25 protein-coding genes and 1 pseudogene are annotated in these 25,184 nt (G+C 69.4%); 16 read left to right on the top strand and 10 right to left on the bottom strand.

Annotated features, from left to right (window positions below):
• Positions 1 to 72: 72 nt before the first annotated feature.
• The 3 genes from LUX31_RS29735 to LUX31_RS29725 all read right to left on the bottom strand — a co-directional run bounded on the left by LUX31_RS29735 (position 73) and on the right by LUX31_RS29725 (position 2,148).
• Positions 73 to 828, bottom strand: coding sequence for a YidC/Oxa1 family membrane protein insertase (locus tag LUX31_RS29735; protein ID WP_235480107.1), 756 nt, complete (start codon positions 826 to 828; stop codon positions 73 to 75).
• A 145-nt stretch (positions 829 to 973) separates the two neighbouring features.
• On the bottom strand, positions 974 to 1,300 hold the full coding sequence (locus tag LUX31_RS29730) for a DUF6412 domain-containing protein (RefSeq protein ID WP_235478380.1): 327 nt from the start codon (positions 1,298 to 1,300) through the stop codon (positions 974 to 976).
• 86 nt (positions 1,301 to 1,386) lie between these two features.
• On the bottom strand, positions 1,387 to 2,148 hold the full coding sequence (locus LUX31_RS29725) for a class E sortase (protein WP_235478379.1): 762 nt from the start codon (positions 2,146 to 2,148) through the stop codon (positions 1,387 to 1,389).
• A 210-nt stretch (positions 2,149 to 2,358) separates the two neighbouring features.
• Here LUX31_RS29725 and LUX31_RS29720 point away from each other — a divergent pair, with 210 nt between their 5' ends.
• Positions 2,359 to 3,834: a beta-1,6-galactanase gene (locus tag LUX31_RS29720; RefSeq protein ID WP_235478378.1), complete on the top strand. Its 1,476-nt coding sequence runs from the start codon at positions 2,359 to 2,361 to the stop codon at positions 3,832 to 3,834.
• 127 nt (positions 3,835 to 3,961) lie between these two features.
• Positions 3,962 to 4,999 (top strand): SEC-C domain-containing protein, encoded by a 1,038-nt coding sequence (locus tag LUX31_RS29715; RefSeq protein ID WP_235478377.1) that lies wholly within the window; start codon positions 3,962 to 3,964, stop codon positions 4,997 to 4,999.
• 524 nt (positions 5,000 to 5,523) lie between these two features.
• Here LUX31_RS29715 and LUX31_RS29710 read toward each other — a convergent pair.
• The 4 genes from LUX31_RS29710 to LUX31_RS29695 all read right to left on the bottom strand — a co-directional run bounded on the left by LUX31_RS29710 (position 5,524) and on the right by LUX31_RS29695 (position 9,755).
• Positions 5,524 to 6,063 carry a GNAT family N-acetyltransferase gene (locus LUX31_RS29710; protein WP_235478376.1) on the bottom strand — a complete coding sequence of 180 codons (540 nt, stop codon included), beginning with the start codon at positions 6,061 to 6,063 and terminating at the stop codon, positions 5,524 to 5,526.
• Between the two features lie 59 nt (positions 6,064 to 6,122).
• A complete protein-coding gene (locus LUX31_RS29705) occupies positions 6,123 to 6,908 on the bottom strand; it encodes an SDR family NAD(P)-dependent oxidoreductase (protein ID WP_235478375.1) in 786 nt (261 codons plus the stop codon).
• A gap of 54 nt (positions 6,909 to 6,962) precedes the next feature.
• Positions 6,963 to 8,600, bottom strand: coding sequence for a serine hydrolase (locus LUX31_RS29700; protein WP_235478374.1), 1,638 nt, complete (start codon positions 8,598 to 8,600; stop codon positions 6,963 to 6,965).
• A 99-nt stretch (positions 8,601 to 8,699) separates the two neighbouring features.
• A complete protein-coding gene (locus tag LUX31_RS29695; protein WP_235478373.1) occupies positions 8,700 to 9,755 on the bottom strand; it encodes a PQQ-dependent sugar dehydrogenase in 1,056 nt (351 codons plus the stop codon).
• 293 nt (positions 9,756 to 10,048) lie between these two features.
• On the opposite strand from LUX31_RS29695, the gene pqqA reads away from it, so the two are divergent.
• From pqqA to LUX31_RS29635, 12 genes are read left to right on the top strand one after another with little or no spacing between them, the layout of a single operon-like run.
• Complete coding sequence (gene pqqA / locus LUX31_RS29690) at positions 10,049 to 10,165, top strand: pyrroloquinoline quinone precursor peptide PqqA (RefSeq protein WP_235478372.1); 117 nt, start codon at positions 10,049 to 10,051, stop codon at positions 10,163 to 10,165.
• Between the two features lie 9 nt (positions 10,166 to 10,174).
• Positions 10,175 to 11,083: a pyrroloquinoline quinone biosynthesis protein PqqB gene (pqqB, locus tag LUX31_RS29685; RefSeq protein ID WP_235478371.1), complete on the top strand. Its 909-nt coding sequence runs from the start codon at positions 10,175 to 10,177 to the stop codon at positions 11,081 to 11,083.
• Positions 11,080 to 11,910 (top strand): pyrroloquinoline-quinone synthase PqqC, encoded by an 831-nt coding sequence (gene pqqC, locus LUX31_RS29680; protein ID WP_443046011.1) that lies wholly within the window; start codon positions 11,080 to 11,082, stop codon positions 11,908 to 11,910. The genes pqqB and pqqC overlap by 4 nt, the downstream gene beginning before the upstream one ends.
• A gap of 26 nt (positions 11,911 to 11,936) precedes the next feature.
• Entirely contained in the window at positions 11,937 to 12,200 is a 264-nt protein-coding gene (pqqD, locus tag LUX31_RS29675) for a pyrroloquinoline quinone biosynthesis peptide chaperone PqqD (protein ID WP_235478370.1), read from the top strand.
• Positions 12,197 to 13,336 (top strand): pyrroloquinoline quinone biosynthesis protein PqqE, encoded by a 1,140-nt coding sequence (gene pqqE, locus LUX31_RS29670; protein WP_235478369.1) that lies wholly within the window; start codon positions 12,197 to 12,199, stop codon positions 13,334 to 13,336. Before pqqD ends, pqqE begins: the two co-directional genes overlap by 4 nt.
• The gene (locus LUX31_RS29665; protein WP_235478368.1) at positions 13,333 to 14,571 is read left to right on the top strand and encodes an amino acid ABC transporter substrate-binding protein; all 1,239 of its coding nucleotides are present in this window, start codon (positions 13,333 to 13,335) and stop codon (positions 14,569 to 14,571) included. The genes pqqE and LUX31_RS29665 overlap by 4 nt, the downstream gene beginning before the upstream one ends.
• A 7-nt stretch (positions 14,572 to 14,578) precedes the next feature.
• Complete coding sequence (locus LUX31_RS29660; protein WP_235478367.1) at positions 14,579 to 15,466, top strand: branched-chain amino acid ABC transporter permease; 888 nt, start codon at positions 14,579 to 14,581, stop codon at positions 15,464 to 15,466.
• On the top strand, positions 15,450 to 16,565 hold the full coding sequence (locus LUX31_RS29655) for a branched-chain amino acid ABC transporter permease (protein ID WP_235478366.1): 1,116 nt from the start codon (positions 15,450 to 15,452) through the stop codon (positions 16,563 to 16,565). The genes LUX31_RS29660 and LUX31_RS29655 overlap by 17 nt, the downstream gene beginning before the upstream one ends.
• A complete protein-coding gene (locus LUX31_RS29650; protein WP_235478365.1) occupies positions 16,546 to 17,343 on the top strand; it encodes an ABC transporter ATP-binding protein in 798 nt (265 codons plus the stop codon). Before LUX31_RS29655 ends, LUX31_RS29650 begins: the two co-directional genes overlap by 20 nt.
• On the top strand, positions 17,333 to 18,118 hold the full coding sequence (locus LUX31_RS29645) for an ABC transporter ATP-binding protein (RefSeq protein ID WP_235478364.1): 786 nt from the start codon (positions 17,333 to 17,335) through the stop codon (positions 18,116 to 18,118). Before LUX31_RS29650 ends, LUX31_RS29645 begins: the two co-directional genes overlap by 11 nt.
• 17 nt (positions 18,119 to 18,135) lie before the next feature.
• Entirely contained in the window at positions 18,136 to 19,089 is a 954-nt protein-coding gene (locus LUX31_RS29640) for a LamG domain-containing protein (protein ID WP_235478363.1), read from the top strand.
• 34 nt (positions 19,090 to 19,123) lie between these two features.
• Positions 19,124 to 21,226: a PQQ-dependent sugar dehydrogenase gene (locus LUX31_RS29635; RefSeq protein WP_235478362.1), complete on the top strand. Its 2,103-nt coding sequence runs from the start codon at positions 19,124 to 19,126 to the stop codon at positions 21,224 to 21,226.
• Positions 21,227 to 21,319: 93 nt separating this feature from the next.
• On the opposite strand, the gene LUX31_RS29630 is transcribed toward LUX31_RS29635, so the two are convergent.
• Both LUX31_RS29630 and LUX31_RS29625 read right to left on the bottom strand, forming a co-directional pair.
• Complete coding sequence (locus LUX31_RS29630) at positions 21,320 to 21,967, bottom strand: hypothetical protein (protein WP_235478361.1); 648 nt, start codon at positions 21,965 to 21,967, stop codon at positions 21,320 to 21,322.
• Between the two features lie 442 nt (positions 21,968 to 22,409).
• Positions 22,410 to 22,555: pseudogene (locus LUX31_RS29625) on the bottom strand (IS5/IS1182 family transposase); the annotation flags it as partial.
• 169 nt (positions 22,556 to 22,724) lie between these two features.
• Between LUX31_RS29625 and LUX31_RS29620 the strand changes: the two are divergent.
• On the top strand, positions 22,725 to 23,927 hold the full coding sequence (locus tag LUX31_RS29620) for a serine hydrolase domain-containing protein (RefSeq protein ID WP_235478360.1): 1,203 nt from the start codon (positions 22,725 to 22,727) through the stop codon (positions 23,925 to 23,927).
• A 270-nt stretch (positions 23,928 to 24,197) separates the two neighbouring features.
• On the top strand, positions 24,198 to 24,545 hold the full coding sequence (locus tag LUX31_RS29615; protein ID WP_235478359.1) for a VOC family protein: 348 nt from the start codon (positions 24,198 to 24,200) through the stop codon (positions 24,543 to 24,545).
• Between the two features lie 70 nt (positions 24,546 to 24,615).
• Here the strand turns inward: LUX31_RS29615 and LUX31_RS29610 are convergent, their stop codons facing one another.
• A complete protein-coding gene (locus LUX31_RS29610) occupies positions 24,616 to 25,086 on the bottom strand; it encodes a hypothetical protein (protein ID WP_235478358.1) in 471 nt (156 codons plus the stop codon).
• Positions 25,087 to 25,184 lie beyond the last annotated feature (98 nt).

Raw genomic sequence — 25,184 nt, 5'->3', positions numbered from 1 at the left:
TCTCCCTCGGTCACCAGTCATCGGAGGACTGGTCGATCCTCCAAGGTCGGCGTGCGGTCCGCAATACCCGGTTCACGTACTGGACTGCGCGCCGGCCCGCGGCGCCAGCTGCCAGCGGTACAGCACCGCCCGCTCGACGGCGCTCCACGTCGTACTGGTCACCATGTACAGCGCGGCGGCCAGCGGCATCACGGCCACGGAGAAGAGTGTGAAGAAGGACATGAACGGCATGAACTTGGTGGCGGAGGCGAGCCCGGGCACCGCCTCGCCACCACCGGCGTCCACCGACACCGGGTTGACGGCCATCACGCGCTTCATACGCCGGTAGTTGAAGGTGGCGACGGCGGCGACAAGGGCGAACAGTCCGACGTAGACGAGCCCGGCGGCCCCGAAGATCCCGTCGCCGCCTAGCGCGTCGGCCCACCGGTCGCCGAGGGGTGCGGCGAAGAGCCGGTGGGTGAGGAGTCCGTTGGCCTCGCCGCCGATCTCCGGGTTGGAGAACAGGTGGTAGAGCAGGAAGAACGCGGGCAGCTGGAACAGGCTCGGGAAGCATCCCGACAGCGGCGAGACCTTCTCCTCGGCGTGCAGTGCCATGACGGCCTGCTGGAGCTTCTTGGGGTCCTTCGCGTGCCGTTTGCGCAGTTCGGCGACCTTCGGCTGCAGCGCGGCTCGCGCCCGCTGTCCGCGCGCCGCCGCACGGGACAGGGGGTGCACGAGGAGTCGTACGAACGCGGTGAACAGGACGATCGCGGCGGCGGCCGAGGAGGTGTGGAAGAGGGGCTGGAGGAGGTCGGCGAGGTGGCCGACCAGGCTGGCGAAAGCGGACAGGAACGCGGACATGGTGAGGTGAGCCCTCCGGGGGTCTCGTCGTACCGGGGATTCCGTGGATGCGCGGATGCGGCGTACGGAGATCGGCATGACGGCCCGCGCGGGGATGTCAGCTGGGGATGCCGGCTGTCGGTGCTGCTGTGCCCTACGCGGCGGCCGTCGGGAGGGCGAGTCCCGGGGCGCGGGGGCGGGTGCGGCCACGGGCGTCGGGGTCCCGTTGCGGCAGGAAGGCGGTACGGCGGGCCCGGTCGCGGATGGCCGTACGGACCCGGGTGGGCGGTACGGCGGGCGCACAGCGCGAGGCGATGAGCGAACAGGCGGCGAACGCGGACCCGGCCGCGGCGGTCGCGGCGAGGGCGACGGCGGCGGAGAGGCTGCCGGAGTCGAGCAGCACGACCTCGACGAGGAGCAGGAAGAGCGCGGCGGCGGCACGCGGGTTCAACCGGACGACCGGATTGCAGCTCCGGATCATGTCCACGCCCTCCTCTCACACAGTCGCTTCTCGCACAGTCGTTTGTCCTGCTGTTCGTTCTGTTCGTTATACAGGAAGCCTCTGACTCAGCGGGGGCGCATCGATGTGAGCCTGCCCCACACGACCAGACGGTGGCGGGACGTGTACTCAGGGGTGCAGGTGGTGAGGGTGAGGTAGTAGCCGGGGGTGCGGTAGCCGTAGGCCGGCCTGACGGTGGAGCGGGGTACGGGACTGATCACGCCGTCGTCCCGGGCGGAGGTCTGGGGGAGCGTGCGGTCGACGGTGTACGAGTAGACCGCGTCGACCGTCTCGACCTGGACGGCGTCGCCGCGCCGCAGGCGGTTGATGTACCGGAAGGGCTCGCCGTGGGTGTTGCGGTGCCCGGCGAGGGCGAAGTTCCCTGCCTGGCCCGGCTGTTGGGTGCCGGGGTAGTGGCCGGCGTAACCCCTGTTGAGGACGCGCGACTTGCTGACGCCTTCGGCGACGGGGACGCGGAGGCCGAGGCGGGGGATGCTGAGGATGGCGTACGCCTGGGACCAACTATGGGTGGAGGAACGGGAGTTGGTGGCGCGGGCGGGGCCGGACGACTCGGCGGCGCTGGAGGAGTCGGGCGACTGCTGTGCGGAGTCGAGGGACCCGGAGCCGGAACTGGATCCGGAGCCGCTCTTCGGGAGGCCGGGTTCCTCCCACTCCCTCTCCAGTGCCCGCACCTCCCGCTGGGCTCCCCGCTCGGCCTGATGGTTGGTCCACCACAGCTGGTGGACGACGAGCAGCGCGAGGACGGTACCGAGGGTGACGAGGAGTTCGCCGCAGGTCCACATCACGCGACGACGAGCCCGAGCCCACATGCGTACGCCTCCTTCGCGACGATGGGGACGCCGGCCCGCACGATAGGGCAGACCCCGCCAAGTAGCCAGGCCTGTCCGTCCGCTCCCCGTGAGCCCCCTTTGTCCAGTGGTTTTAGAAAGGGGTGTCACAACTCTCGACAACCTCGCCCACCACGCCTGATGCTTCCTGATGGCATGAACGGGACAAGTCAGTATCCGGACGGAGAAGCCATGATCCGACGCAGATCCCTGCTGGCCGCGGCAGGGGGCACGGTCCTCGGCAGTGCCCTGGCCACGGGCACCGCGCGAGCCGACGCCACCATCGCGGTCACCCCCGGTACGACGTACGGGACTTGGGAGGGGTGGGGCACCTCGCTCGCCTGGTGGGCGAATGTGTTCGGCGCCCGGGACGACTTCGCGGACCTCTTCTTCACCACCAAGTCGGTGACGTACAACGGGACTTCGCTGCCCGGCCTGGGCCTGAACATCGCCCGCTACAACCTCGGCGCGTGCAGCTGGAACAGTGTCAACGGCGAGAGCATGGTGGCGTCGGCCAACATCCCGGCGTACAAGCAGATCGAGGGCTACTGGCAGGACTGGAACAACGAGGACCCGACGTCCTCGGCCTGGGACTGGTCGGCGGACGCGACGCAGCGGGCGGCGCTGACGAAGGCGGTGGCGCGCGGGGCGACGACCGAGCTGTTCGCTAACTCTCCGATGTGGTGGATGTGTTCGAACCACAACCCGTCGGGCGCCTCGGGCGGCGGCAACAACCTCCAGACCTGGAACTACCGCCAGCACGCCTCGCATCTGGCGGCCGTGGCGCTGTACGCGAAGAACAACTGGGGCGTGAACTTCGCGACGGTGGACCCGTTCAACGAGCCCTCGGCGAGCTGGTGGACGGCCACCGGTACGCAGGAGGGCTGCCACATGGACGCGGCGGTGCAGGCGGCCGTACTCCCGTACATGAGAAGCGAGTTGGACGCCCGGGGCCTGACGGGGGTCAGGATCTCGGCCTCGGACGAGACGAACTACGACGTGGCCCGCTCGACCTGGGCGGCCTTCGGCTCGTCGACGAAGGCCCTGGTGAACCAGGTGAACGTGCACGGCTACCAGGGGTCAGGTGGCCGCCGGGACCTCCTCTACACGGACGTGGTGACGACGTCCGGCAAGAAGCTGTGGAACTCGGAGACGGGCGACAGCGACGGCACCGGGCTGACCCTGGCGTCGAACCTCTGCTACGACTTCCGCTGGCTGCACCCCACGGCCTGGGTCTACTGGCAGGTCATGGACCCGACGGCGGGCTGGGCGATGATCGCCTACAACCCGAGCACGCTCCAGCCGACCACGGTCCAGACGAAGCACTATGTGATGGCCCAGTTCAGCCGGCACATCCGCCCGGGCATGACGATCCTCGACACGGGGGTCAGCTACGCGGTGGCGGCGTACGACGCGAGCGCGAAGCGCCTGGTGATAGTGGCCGTGAACACGTCCACCTCGGCCCAGACCTTCACCTTCAACCTGTCCAACTTCACGACGGTGACGGGCGGTTCGGGCGGGCTGGTCCCGCGCTGGAACACGGTGACGGGAGGCGGCGGCGACCTCTACACGGCCCGCTCGGACACGTATCTGAGCGGAAAGACGGTGGCGGTGCCGTTCGCGGCGGGGGCGGTGCAGACGTTGCAGGTGGACGGGGTGACGATCTGAGGGCCGGGCGTAGCGGCGAGCGCTGAGCCACTGCTGAGGGGAGGCGCCGTTCCCGGCACCTCCCCGCACGGTGACCGCTCCTCGGCCGCCCCTCTTCTTTGTCGGTCGTCGGCAGTACGGTGATCTCATGCGCCCCGACACGCCTGCGGAAAACGTCGACCACGTCGCCGAAGCGGCCCGCCTGGAGCGGACCGCCGGCCTCTATCCCGAGGACGCCGAACACCTGCTCCTGCAGGCCTCGGCCCACTTGGAACTGGCCGGCGACCGCCCCGCCGCGACGGCCCTGTACGACCGTCTGCTCCAATCCTCCGACTCCGACTCCGGTTCCGGCTCCGGCTCCCTGGAGAACCCCCATCTCGTCCGGGCCCTGAAGGCCTCGAACCTGTGGGAGTACGGCCACGAGGCGGAGGCCCGGGCGATCATCGACGGCGTCCGCGCCGAGGCCCCGCGCGACCCGGCGCCCTGGGTGATCGTCGCGGAGTCCCTGGAATCGCACGACGAGCTGGAGGCGGCGCAGGAGACGTTCACGGAAGCGGCCCGTCTGCTGGTCTCGGACGCGCAGGAACCCCCGTACTCGACGCATCCGTTGTTGTACGGCCGCCACCGCGTACGCCGGATGCTGGGCGTGCCCCACGACGAGTGGGACACCCTGGCGGACACGCTGCACTCGTCGTCGGTGTCGCTGGACGAGCTGCACGACCCGAAGCGGGTCTGGTCCCTCGGCTCGGACAACCCGGCGGAGCTGGAGGCGGAGATCTCCCGGCTACGGGCGGAACTGGGCGCGTTCCGGGAGGCGCTGTCCCGCCCGTTCCCGGTGGCGGTACTGCACTGGCCGGCGGACGAACTGGCGGAGCTGGTGGAGGCGTACCCGGCCCTGGCGGACGAGTACCCCTCGCACGAGGAGCACCTCGCGACGATAGAGGCCTCGCTGAGGGAGCTAGCTGCCTCCGGCACGGCGAACCTGGGGATCGTCACGGGGACGGTGCCGTCGTACGAGGCCTTCGCGGCCTCGGAGGGGGCGTCTCCGGGGGAGGCGGAACTGCTGCCGCAGTACGCGACGACGCTGGCGGCCCGGGGGAAGGCTGTGGGGTGGCCTCCTCAGCGGGGAGCGGTTTGCTGGTGTGGGTCGGGGGCGGCTTATGAGGGGTGTCACGGGCGGCTGTAGGTCGGTCTGACGGGGTGCTTCCCTCCCCTGTGGGGAAGCACCCCGTCCGCCCTCCAGGTGTAGACGTTGGCCCCGCCGCCGGGCCACCTACGGATGTGGCCATTGGTCAGCGCGTACTCGGTCTTGTTGCAGGCCGACCGGTTGATGGTGGCGATGCCGTCCCCGGTCCGCCACAGCTTGAAGTAGACGGTCTCGTTGGGGATGTAGTACAGAAAATCCGACGGACCGACCAGGAAGACCCGGGCAGGCGGCCGCGGCCTCGGGTGCCGCCGTCGAGACGCCGGCGGTGGTGAGCGACAGGCCCGTTGTGAGGGCCAGGGCGAGACAGATACGGCGTAGTCGTTTCACGGTGGTGTTCCCCTTCCAGTTCCAGTCCGGCGACGCGAACGATGGCGACGCTGGCAGGAGGCTTCGGCGCCCGGCAAGGAATCGGCGCCCGGTGGGACGCCGGGACACTGGGACGTATGGTGACCTCGTGTTTGTGCCGGTCTGACGGGACATCGGTGGGACGGCGTAATGGCGGCTCAGCCCGACGGCGTGACCGGGGACCGCATGCCGAGCCACTGCTCGGCGTCCCACGCCTCGAACCGCTCCACCTCGGTGAACCCCAGCTTCGCCGCGAGACGCATCGAGCTGACGTTGGCGGTCTGGGTGGTGAGCACCACCGGCTCGCCGGGAAGCGCGCCGGCGAGCCAGCCGAGTGCCGCCGCGCACGCCTCGGCCGCGTACCCGAATCCCCACGCGGACGGCAGGAAGAGGTAGCCGAGATCGGCCTTCCCGGCGGCTGCCGGGCGGCGGTGCTCCGTCGCTCTCCTGAGCAGGATCTGGCCGATCATCGCTCCGTCGAGATCGACGACGAAGCTCCCGGGCCACTGCTCGGGCACCTCGGGCATCTCGCGTTCGAGCTCGTCACGCGACCGGGGACCGCCGAGGTAGGTGTGCACCTCCGGCGAGGCGTGCAGTTCGATGAACGCCGTACGGTCCCGGGCCTCGGACTCGCGGAGCACGAGCCGTTCGGTCTTTATCGGGGCAGGTGGCCAGGCGACGGTTCCGAGTCCGGTCATGGCGGACGAACCTATCGCACGCCTGACGGAGCGTCGGGTCGGCGTCGGGTCGGCGTCGACTACGACTGGTCCGGCGCGTCCGGCCTCATCGCGTCCGAGACGGACTTGACCCCGCCGTGCGCGGTGAGGCCTCCGTCCACGGGGATCTCCGCTCCACTGATGAACGACGACGCGTCGGAGAGCAGGAAGACGACGAGGGGCGCGATGTCGTCGACCGTGCCGCTGCGCCCGAGCGGCGTCTCGCGGAACATCGCCTCCCGGAAGGCGGGGGTGGCGGTCGCGGTCATCTCGGTCTCGATGTAGCCCGGGTGCACGGTGTTGACGCGGATGCCTCGCGGCCCCAACTCGGTCGCCGCGATCTTCGAAACCCCGCGCAGGGCCCACTTGCTCGCGGTGTACGCCACGGGGTAGTACGCGGTGAGCGCGGCGGACGACCCGACGTTCACTATGGACGAGCCCGGCGGCATCAGCGGCGCGAGGTACTGGATGCCGAGCAGCGGCCCGACGGTGTTCACCGACTGGACGTACGCGAAGTCGTCCGGACGTACGTCGCCGAGGCGGTCCCGCTGAATGACGCCGGCGTTGTTGACGAGGCCGTGGATGTCGCCGTAGGTGTCACGGAGTTCGGCGGCGAGGGCGGCCCAGTCGGCCTCGCTGGAGACGTCGAGCTTCCGGCAGTCTCCAACTCCGTCCGGGCGTACGTCGGTTGCGATGACCGTGGCTCCGGCCTGCGTAAGGGCTTGGGCCTCTGCGGCGCCCTGGCCTCGGGCGGCGCCGGTGATGACGACGACCTTGCCGGTGAGGGGGCGGGGGGACTGGTCGTCGCTTTGTGGGGTGCGCGTCATGGCGGACAAGGTAGCCGCCGGGGGTAAAGGGGAGACCGCCCGGCGGGCTGGGGCTCATTTTTTGGTGAAGGTGCCGAGGCCGGTCGTGTCGAGGTTCTCGACCCGGACCTTGTCGGCGCGTCCGTCGGACCCGACGCCGAAGGTCACGCCGGACAGCCCGACGGCGTTCTCGCCCGTGGTGCGGTAGCTGAAGGTGTCGCCGTCGTAGTGCCGCAGGGTGAACCGCTGTTTCTTCGGCCCCAGTTGCATGACGAGGTCGTCGCCCTGGGCGCTCACGGTCATCGGGCCGTAGAAGTCGTTGGCGTACGTTCCGGTGTAGGCGCCGTCCGCCCTGGCCGGTGCGCGCGGTGCCGGAGGCTTGGTGTAGTCGGTCTCGGAGCGGTCGCCCGCCGCCGCCTGTTGGATGAGCGGGCCGATGAACGTCAGCCAGTCGACCGTGGGCCCGCCCGTCTGCGCGGTGTCGAGGAAGGTACTGACGATCGCCTCCGGTACGCCGATGGGCGCGCCGTTGGTGAGGACGACGATGCCGAGGTTCTCCGAGGGCAGCAGCGTGACACTGGTGGCCGCGCCCAGCGCGAAGGCGCCGGAGTGGCCGAGTTTCAGCCTGCCCTGGTCGTCGTAGCCGACGTTCCAGCCGAGCCCGTAGAACCCGGTCCTGCCCGCCGGCGCGTGCGGCGGCTCGGAGACGATGTGCGGGAGGTGCGTCTCGTCCAGCGCGTCGGCGTCGACGACCTGCCGCCCCTCGAACTCGCCGTTGCCGAGTTGCAGGCGCAGCCACTTCGTCATGTCCCGGACGGTGGAGCTGGCCCCGCCCGCCGGGCTCTGGGCGTCGGCGTCCCGTACGAACTCGGCCTGCCAGGTGTCGCCCTGCTTCACATGGGTGACGGCCTTGTTCCCGGCTTTCTCGTAGTCGGCGAAGGAGGAGCTGGTGGAGTCCATGCCCAGCGGCCGGTACAGCTTGTCGGCGGACAGGTTCTCCCAGCTGGTGCCCGCCGCCCGCGCGACGGCGACCGCGGCTTCGGTCAGCCCGAAGTTGGTGTACGCGTAACTGGCGCGGAACGGAGCCAGCGGCTCGTACCGCAGATGCCCCAGGATGTACGAGCGGTCGTAGCCGAGGTCCTCCAGGAGGTCCCCGGAGTGGTCGGGCAGCCCGCTGCGGTGCGAGAACAGGTCGGCGAGCGTGACATGGCGGGTGACCCAGGGGTCCTTGAGGGCGAAGCCGGGACTGTGCTCGACGACCGGGTCGTCCCAGCCGACGGTCTTCTCGCCCACGGCCGCGGCGACCACCGTCGAGGCGACCGGCTTGGAGACCGAGGCGAGCTGGAAGACGGTGTCGGGTCCGACCTTGCCCTCCGCGCCCGCCTTCCGTTCGCCGAAGCCCTTCAGATACAGCACCTCGTCGTCATGGACGACACCGACGGCGACCCCCGGCACACCGGTCCTGCGCATGGCGTCCCGTACCACTCCGTCGAGCCGGTCCACCGCTGCGTCGACCTTGGCCCGTGTGAGGCGCGGCGGCGGCTGGGCCGGCGGGACGGTGGGCAGCGGCGACGTCGGGGCGGCCACCTTATGGATGGCGGCGGAGGAGGTGTCGGCGGGGCCCGTGCAGCCGCCGCCGGCCAGGGCCGCGATCAGGCCCAGGCCCACAGCGGAGCGAAGGCGCCGGGCGCGCGCCTGGTCGAGGCGGGACATGCTCTCCAGTGAAGGCCCAGCCCCGACGCCTGTCGCATCGGCGAGCCATTCGGGGGACCCGCCGCCTACTGCACCACCCGGTTACGGCCGGCCGGCGTCCTACTGCAGATCGACCTGGAACACCTTGTCCGCGCCGTCCGGCTCGCCTCCGTTGTTGTCGGCGTTGGTGGTGGCCAGCCACAGGCTGTTCTTGCCGGGGAGCTTCTCCACCGTGCGCAGTCGGCCGTACTGGGTGGTGTAGTACGCGGTGGGGGTGCCGGCGCTGGTGCCGCTGACCGGGATGCGCCACAGCCTCTCGCCGCGCAGTGCCGCCATGTACAGGGCTCCGTCGGCGTACGCGACCGCGCTCGGGGAGGCCTCGCTGACGGTCCACTGCCGCTTGGGGCTGGTCATGCCGGCGGTGGAGCAGGTGCCCTCGCAGACCGGCCAGCCGTAGTTCTTGCCGGACTCGATCAGATTGAGCTCGTCGTACTGGCTGTTGCCGAACTCGGCTTCCCAGAGCCTGCCTTGGGCGTCCCAGGTGATGCCCTGGGGGTTGCGGTGGCCGAGGGAGAGGACGAGTGTGCCGAACGGGTTGCCGGGTGCGGGCTTGCCGTCCTTCGTCATCCGCAGGATCTTCCCGTTGAGGGAGTTCCGGTCCTGGGCGAGGCTGCTGTTCTGCGCGTCGCCCGTGGTGGCGTAGAGGTGGCCGTCCGGGCCGAACTTGATGCGACCGCCGTTGTGGTACTTGCTCTTGGCGATGCCGGTGACGAGGACCGTGTAGCCGCCGAGCGAGGTGCCGTCGTACGTCATCCGGACGATGCGGTTGTCGGAGGCCGCCGAGTGCATGAGGTAGACGTAGTGGTCGCTGTTCCAGTTCGGTGAGACCGCGACGCCGAGGAGACCGCCCTCGCCGCTGGTGGTCACGGCATTGGGCACCTTGCCGATCTCGGTCCTCGTGCCCGCCCGGGTGAGCTTGAAGAGCTTGAAGGAGTCCCGTTCGGTGACGAGCGCCGACCCGTCGGGCAGCCAGCTCAGGCCCCAGGGAACGGTCCAGCCGGACGAGACGGTTCGGATGGCCGACGGGACCGAGGCGGTGCCGCTGTCGGCGCCGAGGAGACCGGTGGTGAGGGCGGCCACGGCAGCGGCCGTTGCGATGGTTCGGAATGCGCGCATGGGCGAACTCCTCGCTGTGGGGGTGTCGGGGAGAGCCCTCCGGAAGGTAGGAGGTATGTGGTCGAGGGCCAAGGACGGTTAAAGCCAAAGGTTCATACCTTCACCTGACGAATCCCTTTGCCATTACCATCTCAACAGCATATTTGCCAACAGACCCGACAGCAGCCGACCTTGGGGTTCGCATTTTCAGCCAACTAGAGATCGGATCACTTTGCCGCCGACCCATTGACCCGGCTGGCAGATGCTGGCGATGCTGCACCACAGGTTCCCCCCTCGGAAGGCAGGTACGGCACATGACCGAATCCGTACAGCAGCAGGTCGACGAAGAGGCGCAGAGCTGGCAGACCCCCGACTACGTGGTCATCGAGACCGCGCTGGAGGTCACCGCGTATTTCCTGAGCGACCGTTAGCCCGCCGCCGTGCTGCTGCACGTGCTCGGCAGCGCGGCGGGCGGTGGCGTACCCCAGTGGAACTGTGCGTGTCCCGGTTGCTCCGGGGCACGTGCACACCCGCACTGGCGCCGCCGCCACGCCTCTCTCGCCGTACAGGCGTCCGACGACCACTGGTATCTGATCAACGCCACCCCCGACATCGGCGACCAGATCGAGGACTGCCCGGCCCTGCAGCCCGGTCCCGGTTCGCGGCGGACCCCGATCGACGGGCTGATCCTGACCGACGCCGAACTCGACCACACCCTCGGCATCGCCCGGCTGCGCGAAGCCGGCGCCGGCGGACTGGAGTTGCTCGCCACCGACCCCGTACGCGAGGCACTGCTCACCGGGCTGCGCCTGGAGGCCATCCTCGGCCCGTACACCCCCCTCACCTGGCGCGAACTGCCCCCGGAGCGGCCCGTACCGCTCACCGAGGACTCGTCCCTCACGATCAGCGCGATCCCCGTCTCCGCCAAACGCCCCCGTTACGCGGCCGAGTTGCCCGTGCCCGACGGTGATTCCTGGGTCGTGGCCCTGCTTCTCACCGATCGCGCCAACGGGACGACGGTCGTCTACGCCCCCGCGCTGGCCGCCTGGCCCGACGCTCTGCAGACCGCTGCCGAGCAAGCCGACTGCGTGATCGTCGACGGCACGTTCTGGGACGACGAGGAGCCCCGGCGCACGGGCATCTCCACCCGCACCGCGACCGGTATGGGGCACCTCCCGATCGAGGGACCGGGCGGCACCGCCGAGCGCCTGGTGCCACTTCGCGCCCGCTGTCTCTACACCCATCTCAACAACACCAATCCCCTCGTCGATCCGAACGCACCGCAGTACAAGCAGCTGGCCGACCGGGGCATCGAGGTGGCCGGAGACGGAATGGTGATCCAACTGTGAGCACAGACAGCGGCTTGGGTGCCGCGAGGGGCTTCGAGGACCGGCACTTCGCGGACCGGCACTTCGAGGATCGGCACTTCGAGGATCGGCACTTCGAGGATCGGCACTTCGAGGATCGGCACTTCGAGGATCGGCACTTCGAGGATCGGCACTTCGAGGATCGGCTGAGAGCCGTGGCCCGCGACCACTACCACGACCGTCACCCCTTCAACATACGTATGCATCAAGGGGAGTTGACCCCTGACGAGCTGCGCCGCTGGATCCTCAACCGGTTCCACTACCAGCGGCACATCCCCGTCAAGGACGCCCTGGTCCTGGCCAAGCTGGGCACCCCGCAACTGCGCCGGATGTGGCTGCGGCGGATCGAGGAGCACGACGGCCGGGCCGAGGGAGAGGGCGGCATCGAGCGGTGGCTGCGGCTGGGCGAGGCCGCCGGGCTCGACCGGGCCGAGCTGCTGTCCGGCGAGGGAGTACTGCCCGGCGTACGGCTGGCGGTGGACGGATACGTCAACTTCTGCCGGCTCCGCTCCCCGTTGGAGGCCGTCGCGGCGTCCCTCACCGAGTTGTCCGCGCCGGGCATCATGCGCACGCGCATCGCCGCGTTCGAGCGTCACTACCGGTGGATCGACGCCGACGGGCTCGCGTACTTCCGTACTCGCGAGACCCAGGGCCGACAGGACAGCGGCGAGGCACTGGGCCTCGTCCTGGACTGGGCCCGCACCGAGGCCGACCAGGAGCGTGCCGTGGCGGCCCTCGCCTTCAAGTGCGACGTGCTGTGGTCGCTGCTCGACGCGATCGAACACGGTGAGCGAAAGGAGCGCGTATGACGGTGACTGGGACTGGGACTGGGACTTTGGCTGGGACCGGGTGGCGGCCGGCGCTGGCGCGCTCGGTGGTGCTCCGCCACGACCGGGTGCGCCAGGCGGAACTGTTGGTCCTGCCGGAGCGGGTAGTGGTCCTCAGCGGCCGGGCGGCGGATGTCCTGCGGCTCTGCGACGGGCACCGACAGGTCGGCGAGATCGTCGACGCGTTGGCGGCACGCTTCCCGGGCGCCCCCGTGGCGGAGGAGGTACCCCGGTTCCTGGACCGGGTACGCGAGGAGGGCTGGCTGAGATGACGAGCCCACCTCCGGATACGGCTCCGCCGCCTCCCTGGGCCCTGCTGGCCGAACTCACCCACGCCTGCCCGCTGCACTGCCCCTACTGCTCCAACCCCCTGGAACTCACGCGCCGTTCACACGAACTCTCCGCCGAGGAATGGGCCGACGTGTTCCGGCAGGCGGCGGACCTCGGCGTCGTAACCACGCATCTCTCCGGTGGCGAGCCGCTGCTCCGCCGCGATCTCACGGCTGTCGTCGCCGCTGCCGAGGGAGCCGGGATCTACACCCAACTGGTCACCAGTGGCGTCGGGTTGAGCGCGGCGAGGATGTCCGCGCTCGTGTCCGCCGGACTGCGCAGCGTGCAGCTGTCGGTGCAGCACGCGGATCCGGTGGCGTCGGACCGGATCGGCGGTCACCGGTCGTTCGGAGCGAAGGAACGGGCCGCCGGTCTCGTACGGGACGCGGGTCTGCCGCTGGGCCTCAACGTCGTTCTGCACCGCGACAACCTCGACGCCGTCGACGACATCGTGGACCTGGGTGTGGCCTGGGGTGCCGAGCGGATCGAGCTGGCCAACGTCCAGTTCCACGGGTGGGCCCTGCGCAACCGCACCGCGCTGCTGCCCACCCGCGACCAGCTGTCCCGCGCCCGGGAGGCGGTCGAGCGCCGGCGGGAGCAACTGGCGGGCACCACCGAGCTGGTGTGGGTCATACCGGACCACTTCGACGGGGTGCCGAAGCCGTGCATGGGCGGCTGGGGCGCGGTGTCGCTGACCGTCGCCCCGGACGGCGCCGTCCTGCCCTGCCCCGCGTCCCGGGACCTGCTGGGCCCGGACGACGTACCGAACGTACGCGACCGGTCCCTGGAGTGGATCTGGACCAGTTCCCCGGCCTTCGAGCGCTATCGCGGCACCGAGTGGATGGTGACCGGACCCTGCGGTGGCTGTCCCCGCCGCGAGATCGACTTCGGCGGCTGCCGCTGTCAGGCCCACGCGCTCACCGGTGACGCCGCCCGCACCGACCCCGCCTGCGCGCTCTCCCCCGACCACGCTCTCGTACGCACCTTGTCGCGAGCGTCGAGGACCGACGCCCCGCACTACGTCTACCGCGGGCTCGATCGCCACCACACGGAAGTCACGAGGGGTGTCAAGCGATGACCAGAACGCACCGCAAACAAGGCCGTAGACAAGCAGGGATCACCGCCGGCACCCTCGCCCTGTTACTCGCCGCCAGTGCCTGCGGCTCGGGCGCCGGTTCCCAGGACTCCGCCGACGACCCCATCGTCATCGGTGTCTCCTTACCGCTCACCGGCGACTTCTCCGAACCCGGCAAGGGTGTCGAACGGGGCTACAAGGCCTGGGCGACGATCGTCAACGACAAGGGCGGACTGCTGGGCCGCGAGGTCGAGTTGAAGATCCTCGACGACCAGTCCAACGCCGACCGCGTCGTCTCCGACTACGAGCAACTCATCGGCAGAGACGAGGTCGACCTGCTCTTCGGGCCGTTCTCCACCCGGCTCGTCGTCCCGTCCGCGCGGCTGGCCGAGGAGTACGGGATGCTCTTCGTCGAACCGGCGGGCGCGGCCCCGGAGGTCTTCGAGCAGGGCTTCAAGAACCTCTTCTACGCCGCTCCGGCCGTCGCCGACGACCACTACAACCTCCTGGCCGACCACATCCTGGCCATGCCGGCGAGCGAGCGTCCCAAGACGGTCGCGTACGCCGCCATGGACGACCCCTTCGCCCAGGGAACCGCGTACGGGCTGAAGGAGAAGCTGGAGAAGGGCGGCGTCAGGACCGTCGCCGACGAGGTCTACCCGCCCAACACCACCGACTTCGGCAGCATCGCCGCCCAGATCGCCGACTCGAAGGCCGACATGGTGGTGGGCGGCACCCAGTACCAGGACGGCGTCAACCTGATCGTCGCCCTCCAACAGCTCGACTACCAGCCGAAGTTGGCCGCCTTCTCCACCGCGCCCACCCAGCCGGAGTTCGCCAAGGCCATCGGCGACAAGACCGAGGGCATCCTCGCGCCCACCGGCTACACCCAGAAGGCCGACTACCCGTCCAACAAGGAGTTCGTCGAGAAGTACACCGAGCAGTTCGGCAAGGCGCCGGAGGAGGACGAGGCCAACGCCTACACGACCGGTCAGGTGGTGGCCGCCGCCGTCGAGGCCGCCCAGTGCGCCTCCCAGGACCCGGACTGCCAGAGCAAGCTGGTGGAGTGGCTCCGCGGCAATCAAGTGGACACCGTCGTGGGCCCGTTGAAGTGGGACGACAAGGGCCGGCCGCAGAGCGCGCACATGATCCAGCAGTGGGTCGGCGGCGAGATCCAGATCGTGCTCCCCGAGGCGCAGAAGGAAACCGGTCTGGTCTATCCGAAGCCGGAGTGGTGAGGCCGGCGTGCCCTCCGCGAGCCTCGTCTTCCAGAGCCTTGTCCTCGGCGTGCTGCTGGGTGGGCTGTACGCCCTCCTGGCGGCGGGCCTCACCCTCTACTTCGGCGTGATGCGCGTCGTGATGATCGCCCACTCCGCCTTTCTGATCCTGGCCGCCTACCTCGCCTGGTTCGCGCACCGGGAGACCGGCGTCGACCCGCTCCTCACCCTGGTCGTCACCGTGCCCCTGTTCTTCGCCGCGGGCGTCGCCCTGCAACGGCTGCTCTTGACCCGGCTCCGCCCGGCGACGCTCACCATGATGTCCGTGCTGCTCACGTTCGCGGTGGCGCTGGTCATCGAGGGGCTGCTCGGGTACGCGTTCAGCGGCACCCAGCGCCGGGTCCGGCTCGGCTACAGCTCCGCGAGCATCGAGTTCCTCGGGGCACGCGTGGCGGTGGTGAAGCTGATCGCCTTCGGCATGGCCGCACTCGCCCTGCTCGGCCTCTACCTCCTCATGAAGCACAGCCGGTTCGGCCAGGCCCTGCGCGCCACCATCCAACACCCGGACGCCGCCCGGCTGTTGGGCATCGACACCGACCGGATCGCCGGTTACGGGTTCGGCCTCGGTCTCGCCACGGCGGCCGTCGGCGGCACGGCACTCGCCCTCGACACCACCATCTACCCCTCGCTGCACTGGCACTGGATCGGCCCGCTGATGGCCATCATCGTCGTCGGCGGACTCGGCAGTGTGCCGGGCGCCGCCATCGCCGCCATGACGCTGGGCATCCTGCAGAGCCTGCTGCAACTGGAACTGTCCACCACCTGGGCGCAGACCGTCTTCTACGTCGCGCTCTTCGCCACGCTGGCCGTCAGGCCGCAGGGATTCTTCGGGGGGCGGCTTGCGCAACGGTTCTGATTCTTCTGACTTCAGGTCCAGACTCGTCCATCCCCGGTACGTCCATCTCGGCGTCCTGCTCCTGGCAGCCGCCGTGGCGCTCTCCTTCCCGTCCATGGCCCCGAGCCCCTACGAGATCACCGTGGGCATCGCCATCCTCAACTACGCGGTGCTGTCCACCTCCTGGAACTTCGTCGGCGGCTTCACGGGCTATGTCTCCCTGGGACATGGGGCGTTCGCCGGACTCGGGGCGTACGGGACCGGACTGCTGGTCGCCAAGGGCGAACTCCCGCCCTTCGCCGCGCTGTTCGTGGCCGCCGTGCTGGTGGCGGCGCTCGCCGTCCCGGTCGGCTACGCCGCCCTGCGGGTACGCGGTGCCTCCTTCGTCATCGTCTCCATCGCCCTCGTCCTCATCCTGCTGCTGGTCTTCCAGAGCTGGGCCTCCCTCACCGGCGGCTCGCGCGGCCTGGTCGTACCCCGGCCCTTCCCCGGCATGCTGCGTGCCGAGCACCACCGCACCTTCTACTTCCTCTTCCTCTCCCTGCTCGCGCTGGCCCTGCTGGTCTGGTGGGTCATCGACCGCTCACGGTTCGGCATGGGCCTGAAGGCGATCCGCGAGGACGAGGACAAGGCGCAGTCGCTCGGCATCCCCACGTTCACGTACAAGCTGGTGGTCTTCGTCGTCTCCGCCGCCTTCACCTCGCTGGCCGGCGGGTTGTACGCCCTGTGGTTCGGCGACCTCGACCCGGTCTTCCAGTTCTCCATCCTCAGCGGGTCGTACATGGTGCTGATGGCGTTGCTCGGTGGCGTACGCCAGTTGTACGGGCCGTTGCTGGGAGCGCTGATCGTCGGGTACGCCCTGGAGTACTCCAAGGTCGAGTACGGGGACACACCTCTGCATCTGGTCGTGGCGGGGCTGCTCCTCGGCGTCGTCGTGACGTTCATGCCGGACGGCGTCATCCCGGCCGCCGGCGCCCTGCTCGGCCGGTTCCGCCGGACCGGCGACGCCTCCATACGGGAGGTGACCGCGGCCGAACTGCGGGAGCGGGGCGGGGAGTTCGAGGAGACCGACGGGCGCGACACGACGGAGGTGAGGAACAGTGAACGAAGCGGCACCTGACAGGGCACCCGAGGTGGAGCCCGACGCGGAGTCCGACGCGGAGCCCGAGCCGAGCCTCGCGACCACCGGGCTCACCAAGGCCTTCGGCGGAGTCACCGCACTCGACTCGGCCAGCGTGACCTTCCACCACGGCAAGGTCAACGCCCTGATCGGGCCCAACGGTTCGGGCAAGACGACCTTCTTCAACTGTGTCACCGGGATGATCCGCCCGGACTCCGGTCGCGTCACGTACCGAGGACGCGACCTCACGGGCAGGCCCCCGCACCGGATCGCCCGCGCCGGCATCGGGCGTTCCTTCCAGCTCTGCCGGGTCTTCCCCCGGATGACCGTGCTGGACAACCTCCTGGCCGCCGTCCGGCCGCACGGTCTCACCGGACAGCTCGGACGCTCGGGCACGCGTGCGGAGACCGAGCGGGCCCGTTACTGGCTGACCCGGATGGGCATCGAGCACCTGGAGCAGGCCGAGGCCCGCCAACTCTCCTGGGGGCAGCAGAAGTTGCTGGAGCTGGCGGGCGTACTGACCAGCGAGCCGGAGCTGATCCTGCTGGACGAGCCGGCGGGCGGGGTCAACCCGGCGCTCATCGACCGCATCGGCGACCTGGTGCGCGAACTCAACGCCGAGGGACGGACGTTCCTGATCGTCGAGCACAACATGGACATGGTCATGAGCCTCAGTGACCACGTCGTCGTGTTCGACCGCGGCAGGCCGATCGCACAGGGCCCGCCCTCCCTGATCCAGTCCGACGAACGAGTACTCGGGGCATACCTTGGCGTCTGACGCGCACACCGACCCGGGCTCGGGGGCCAGCTCCGGCACCGACCCGGCCTTCCTTCTCGAACTCGACGACATCCGCGCCGGATACGGCCGGGCGGCGCTGGTCCTGCGCGGGCTGACGGTCCGCGTACCGGCCGGGGCGATCGTCTGCCTGGTCGGGCCCAACGGGGCAGGAAAGTCCACCGTGTTGAAGGTGGCCAGCGGTCTCCTCACCCCACGCTCGGGCCGGATCCTCGTCGACGGCGAGGACGTCACCGGCCGTGGACCGCAGCGGATGCTGGCGGCCGGAGTCGCCCATGTCCTCCAAGGCCACAGCGTGTTCAGGGAGATGACGGTCGCCGAGAACGTCCTGCTCGGCGGCTACACCCTGCGGGACAAGGCGCTCGTCGCCGAACGGGCCGACTTCGTACGGGAGTTGTTCCCGGTCGTGGCCGAGCGGTGGACGAGCCTGGCCGGGCTGCTCTCCGGCGGGCAGCAGAAGCAGGTGGAGTTCGCGCGTTCGCTGATGGTCGAGCCCCGGGTCGTGCTCCTTGACGAGCCGTCGATGGGGCTCGATCCCAAGGCGACCGGGGTGGTCTTCGAGCAGATCGTCCGGATGCGGGACGCGGGGACCGCCGTACTGCTGGTCGAACAGAACGCGCGGCGCGCCCTGGAGGCCGCCGACACCGGCTGTGTCCTCGACCTCGGCCGGGTCCATATCGCGGGCCCGGCACGGGAGTTGCTCGCGGACCCACAGCTGGGCGAGCTGTATCTGGGCGGCAGGCCCGCACGCCGATGACTCCAAGGAGAACGTAGATGCGCAGCAGACGGAACACGCTCGCGGCAGCAGTCGCCGCACTGCTGACCGCCCTGGCCACCACAGCAGCGGCACCCGCAGGCGGAGGAAGAGGAGAAGGGAGCGTACTCCCCTCCCTACGCCCCCACCTGGCGGCGTACTACGACTTCGAGCACCCGGTCCGCGGCAACCCGGCGCGCGAACGTGACCTGGGCTTCTCCCGTACCGACATCGACCTGATCGGCGGCGGGGCGCGGATGCGCACGGACGACGGAGCGCACCGGGGCAGCCGGACCTCGCTCCAGGTACGGCAGATCACCCCGGACGCGAAGGGCAACGACGACTGGAAGGCGGGGGTGTACGGGCCGTCCGGCGTGCCAACTCTCCGGGCGTTCAAAGGGGTTGAGGGGATGACGGTGATGGGCTGGTTCAAGATGAGCGGCCCGAACCCGGCCCTCAACACCAACACGGCCGCCCCGGACGACCGTTACGGTGCCGTGGGCCTGGCCGGAGTGCTGTCGGGTGACTCCGACGGCCACGCGGTGCGGGGCCTGCTGGAGATCATCGAGGTGAACGGCGAGCTGAAACTCGTAGCCCTGGGCCGGCGCGTCGACGGAGCGGCTTCGCAGACGTTCGCCGCATCCCAGGACTGGCGCACGCTGCTGCCGATCGGCGAGTGGGTCTTCCTGGCCGCCACCTTCGACTTCGACACGGGGGCGATGGCGCTGTACCGCAACGGCCGGCCGCTGGACGGCTCCTACACCGTCCCCGGCGACCCCTGGGACCTCGCGGCCCCGGGCCCGCACCGCACCTCACCCACCGACCCCCGGGGCATCAAGATCGGCGGCAGCTTCCCGCAGAACACCGTCGAACGCAATCCCTGCGACTGCCGCATGGACAGCCTGATGTTCCTGGACAGCGCGGTGGGCGGCGACCGGATACGGGCCCAGTACCGCCTGATGGCCGCCCGCTGACGGCCCACGTCGACATAGGAGTAGTGACGTACGCATGGCCACATCTCCCGGCACCAGACCCGGAGCCCACGCCCCTCTGATCCTTCTGATCGCCCTGGCCCTGCTGCTGTCGGCCCTGGTCGCACTCCCCGGCAGAGCGCTCGCGGCGGCTGCCACCGGCCCCCTCACCGACCCCATCCCCGAGCGCCCCGCCGCCTCCGGCATCGGGCTGACCGTGGAGGAGTACGCCTCCTTCCCGAAGACCGATCCGCCGCCCGGCCCGGTCACCGATCCCCGGCTGATGCGGCAGGCCCGCATCAACTACCTCAGCGAACTCCCCGACCGCTCGGGCCGAAAGGCGGTGCCCGACCTAAACGGCAAGCTGTACCTGGTAAAGGACGGCAGCAGCCCCGCGCTCTACCTGGACATCGCCGCCACCTTCTCCCCCGCGTTCTTCGCCAGCCGGGGTCTGGGCCAGGGCTTCGGTTTCGTCACCTTCGACCCCGACTTCCGCCGCAACGGCCGCTTCTACACCGTGCACACCGAACTGGCCTCCGCCACCACGGCCGTACCCGACTACCGCCAGCAGGCCTCCACCGTCTACCACGGCATCGTCACCGAGTGGACCGCCGCCGACCCCTCGGCGGACACCTTCAGCGGCACCCGCCGCGAAATCCTCCGCATCGGTTTCGCGGGCACGATCCACGGCATCCAGCAGATCGACTTCAACCCGACGGCCCTGCCCCACGACCCCGACCGCGGTCTGCTCTACCTGGCAGTCGGCGACGGCGGCCAGGGCGTAAGGAACACCGAGCCGCAGACCCTCTCCCTCCCGCACGGCAAGATCCTGCGCATAGACCCGCGAGGCACGAACAGCGCGAACGGCAAGTACGGAATCCTGGCGCAGAACCCGTTCACCGCCACTCCCGGAGCGCTGGGCGAGATCTACGCGTACGGCCTGCGCGACCCGCACCGCTTCAGCTGGGACCCGGCGGGCAGCCACCGTATGTACGTCGGCAGCATCGGCCAGCACGCCGTCGAGTCGGTCTACGAGGTGCGCGCGGGCGACAACTTCGGCTGGAGCGAACGCGAAGGCCCGTTCGTCTTCGACAAGACGGCCACCGACCCCTGCGACCAGATCCTCCCGCTCCCCGAGGACGACGAGAAGTACGGCTACGTCTACCCCGTGGTCGCCTACGACCACGACCCGCCCGCCGACTGGGACTGCACCTCCGACGTCGGCCGGGCGGTAGTCGGCGGCTTCGTCTACCGGGGCAGTGACTTGCCCGCACTGCGCGGCAAATACGTCTTCGGGGACATCGTCGACGGACGTCTGCTCTTCGCCGACACCAAGGACATGCGGCGCGGCAGCGGGCAACTGGCGCAGCTGTACGACCTGATGCTGTACGACGCGAGCGGCAAGCGCGTCACGATGCGAGACCTGGCCGAGGACCCCCGGGTGGACCTGCACTTCGGCCGGGACGCCGAAGGTGAGTTGTATTTGTTGTCGAAGGCCAACGGCAGGATCTGGAAGATCACCGGCACGCGCGAGTTCGCGTCCTGCGACACCACCGGCTCCCAGCTCACCCACGTCATGGACGGCCGGAACTGGGCTCCCGTCACCCCGTCCAAGTGGCGCTTCCCGGGCCGCGAGGCCGTCCTCGCGGAGGCCGGGGTCCAGCGCCCGGGCCCGCGCCGCCCGTACGAGTACGCGGTACTGACGGCGGGCCCGGCGGCGTACGGCGACGTACGGATCGACGCGGAAGTCCGCATAGACACCCCCGTCGACACTCCGAACCGAGACGTGATCATCGTCTTCGACTACCAGTCGGACACGAAGTTCTCCTACGCCCACCTGTCCCAGGACAACACGATCTACCCGCACAACGGCATCTTCGTGGTCGACGACTCCGACCGCCTACGCATCGACGACCAGTGGAACGGCACGACGGGCGCCCCGCCGGCCATCACCGACACGGCCTGGCACAAGGTGCGGGTGGTGCGCTGCGCGGGCACGGGCGAGATCGCGGTCTACGTCGACGGCTCGAAACGGCCACTGATGACGGCCGTGGACACGACGCTCGCCTCCGGGAGGGTGGGCTTCGGGTCGTTCGACAACACGGGACGGCTTCGGGGGTTGAGGGTTTCTTCTCCGTGAGGGTGCGCTGGGGGTGCGGCCCTCACCCCCAGCAGCCGGTCTCCTCCGTCAGGCGGCTCGTACGGAGCCTCCGTACGAGCCGCCTGACGTCGATCACGAGGGGAACCTGCACTTGAGGACGAGCGTCACGTTGCTCGACGAGACTCCCTCCTGGCCTTGCTGCTTGGGCACCCTGAGCTGGACGGTCACTCTGGGGCGAGGGTCCGAACGCTTCTCGCGGGCTGGGATCGTCACGGAGAACTGTTCGACCGTGGCAGTGGGGCCCGTGAAGTTGAGGGTGCGCTCAGCACGCTTGCCGTCGCTGCTGGTCCACACGTACTTCACCGATCCGGTTCCCTTCCCGGTGAGCGTGCCCCCGAACGTCGCACGTTGGCGCCTACGGCAGTCGACACTTTGGCTACGGCCGGGGCTGACCAGATTCGCGCTCGCCTCTGTGATGTCGACGGCCGGCGACCTGGGCGGCTTCGTGCAGGGGACCGACACCTTCTTTTTCTTCACCTGGACTGTCGCGGTGTACGTCCCCTTCTTCACGTCCTGCTCGGTGAAGGAACCCTGCTTGTTGACCTGACGTGTGAACTTCTCGGGGCCGCTGATTCTCACCTCCTGCCTCGGCTTGAACCCGGCAAGGACGAGGTCGAATTCGCCTGGGGCATCTGGCGCCTTCACCAACTTGCACGACGGGTTGAAGGGCGCGGCGAGCGCGACGCCCAGCTCGTCTGCAGGAGCCGCCTGGGCGGCCATCGCAGGCGGCATAGCCAGCGCGGAGGCCAGGAGCGGGGTGAGGAGTGCGTAACGTCCGTGACGATTCATACTGCTTCCCTCCTTGCGGGGAGGTCAGGGTGGGTGACGATGGCCGGGGTCACGGGTAGGCACGGACACGTCCGACGTAAATGGCGTGATGAGGAGGAGCCCCCGGTCCCACGCGCCCGACGCGATGTGTCAGCGGCGGCTCGCTGTCGTTGCCCCGGTTTGTGTGGCCCCGTACGCGGGGGCCCGTCCTCGTCCCAGGCTAGCCCAGCAGGGGCGTCACGGCAGGTGGAGCGGGCGGGGACGCCGGGGCGGTCGGTCTGGGGATACTCCTCGGCGAGTTCCGCCTCGTACGCCTCGCCTCGGTGTGGCAGCGCGGTTCGATCGCACAACGTTCGGAACCATGCCCGCCGGGGAGCAGGGGGACCGATGCCCCCGGGCCGGCTCCCGGACAGGCACGGTCGGCGAGGACGGGACGCCTTGGCATTCGCAGATCCGGATCACCCGGATGATCCGGTGGATGCGGGCCGCGCTGAGGTCGTGCGCACGGCCGGGCAACGCGGGCGAGACCCACAGCAGTTGTCAGCGAACCCCGCCACAGCCCTGGGGCAGGGCCGCCTCAGCCACCCGCGCGGCTCCGAACGAGTGGACTCACCGGTACGCGATCGGATGGGGACGTTAGCGACGAGCCGCCGATGGTGATGTTGCCGTCCGAGCCCGTGACTGCCGTGACTGGAAGAGGCACCCCCAGATGCGACGTACCCCACACCTCCGGATGCTCGCCGCAACGCTGTTCGTGGCGTGTGCTGCTCTGGTCCCGATGGCAGCGGCTCCCGCAGCGGCCGTCCAGACCCCAAGGATCGACCGGCACCACCAGGACGACTGCCCTCCGGGCGGCCTCGGCCCCGAGGTGACCGCACAGCTGGACAAGGCGATCGAGGATGTCCGTCGACAGGCCGGCATCCCCGGTGTCGTCGTCGGGGTGTGGATGCCCGGCAAGGGAAGCTACGTCCGCGCGACCGGCGTCGCCGACACCGCCACCCGCCGCCCGATGACCACCGACGGCTTCGTACGGATCGGCAGCGAGACCAAGACCTTCACGGTCACCGCGCTGCTCGAACTCGTCGACGACCACCGGATCCGGCTGGACGACCCGATCTCGCGTTACGTGCGCGGCGTACCGAACGGTGACCGGATCACCCTGCGCCACCTCGCGGAGATGCGCAGCGGCCTGTTCCCGTACACCTCCGATCCGGGCTTCGTCCAGGACCTGCTGAGCGACCCGCAGCGCTCCTTCACACCTCGGGAAGTGCTCGCGTACGGCTTCAAGCACAAGAACACCTTCGCGCCGGGAACGGAGTTCCAGTACTCCAACACCAACCTCGTCCTGCTCGGCCTGGTGATCGAGAAGGTCAGCGGTCAGCGGCTCGCCGACGTCATCGACAAGCGGGTCCTACGGCCCTCCCACCTGGACCACACGCTGTTCCCGCAGGGACCCGAATTCCCCGAGCCGCACCCGCGCGGCTACACGAACCAGACGCTGACCGGCGCGGTCGCCGACGCCACGGACTGGAACCCCAGCTGGGCCTGGGCGGCCGGGGCGATGATCTCCAACCTGCACGACCTGCGCCACTGGGCGGAAATCGTCGCCACCGGCAAGCTGCTGAGCCCCGAGACCCAGGCCCAGCGCCTGAGGACACTGCCGACCGGCCTCCCCGGCCTCAGCTACGGCCTCGGCATCTTCGAGACCGGCGGCTGGATCGGGCACAACGGCTCCATCCCGGGCTACGAGACGGTGACCGTCTATCTGCCTTCGAAGAAGGCCACCCTGGTCATCATGATCAACACGGACATCACGAGTGGGGGGCAGGAGCCGTCCACGCTTATTGCTCGGGCGGTCACGGGGGTTGTTACTCCGGGGAATGTGTATGACGGGGCGATTTCGCCGAGGTAGGTGTGGGGCTCGGTGAGGTGGGGTTGAGACGGTGGGGCCGGGTGCAACCGTCCCCACCCTGTGCCCGGGCTGCTGAAACGCTCAGTGACCGCGGATAGAACTCATGTGCCGCTGCGGTTCCTTACCTGGCGAAGGCCGACGGCGTTCTCACCCGTGCTGTGTGTCGCCGTCGTAGTGCCGTCACCCGATGAGTCTTGCCACTCGGTGGAGTCTGCCTTCTGACGAGCAGCTGTCCGCCCAGGGTTGCTCTTGCGAGAACGGGAGTCGGTCGTGTCTGTAGGCATCTTCGCGGGGATTGCAGTGCGCAACTATGCGAGCGCTCTGGAGTGGTACAAGCAGTTGTTCGGCGCGGAGCCGACGTTCTACCCCAACGACGTCGAAGCGGTGTGGCAGTTGGCCGAGGACCGGTACATGTACATCGTCGAAGACGCCGAGCGGGCCGGAGGCGCTGTGAGCATGGTCTGGATGGACGATCCCGGTTCCGAAATCGCACGGATCGCTGAGCGGGGTCTGCGGCCGGTGGAGGTGGAGCGGCACGGGAACGTGTGCAAGTGGGTGTTTCGCGACTCTGACGGCAATGAGACGGGGATCGGAGGCGAGGTCTCGCAGTCGAAGTAGGCGGGAAACTGTCCTGCCCGTTCCCGATAGCGGAACTGCAAAGGCCAGTGGCGGAGCCGGTGGTGGCGGGCTATGACTCGTCGGAGCGGTGGGCGCGCCAGAGGCGTCTCAGGGCTTCGAGCTCGGTTCGGGGGAAGTGCTCGCCCCACTTGCCTCGGTAGCCGCTCTCGCCGTAGGTCCGAGCCACCTCGTCGAAGCAGCGGATCACGGATCGACCGAGTACGTCGATGCCAAGCTGACCCGACCAGATCTCCGTACCCTTGTTGTCGTGGTCGCGGCCGTCGCGCAGTTCCAGCACCCGGATCCAAACGTCATCGGCCCGCCGGTAGAGGATCCAGCGGTAGGCGGTGGGTTCTGCCTCGAACTGCACGCGAGTCTCCGCTTCGCCGGAGACGAGTCGAGCCACGGCCGTCAGCAGATCCTCGGGAGCGCTGGTGATGTAGGAGACGCTGAACTCTGCCTTCGCCTGGTGATCTTCGACGGTGCACGTGACCCACCCACGTCCGTCGAGCACCCAGGTCATGCGCATACCGGTCGTCATGGCCGCTCCCCACCGAGGAACCGGCGAGTTCAGGGAGACGCTGCCCCTCCCGTTCCTAGCGACGGTACTGCACTGGCCGGCGGACGAACTGGCGGAGC

Origin of the sequence: Streptomyces sp. GQFP, assembly GCF_021545335.1 — a bacterium.
Taxonomy (GTDB): domain Bacteria; phylum Actinomycetota; class Actinomycetes; order Streptomycetales; family Streptomycetaceae; genus Streptomyces.
This window is presented reverse-complemented; position numbering and strand designations above follow the sequence as displayed.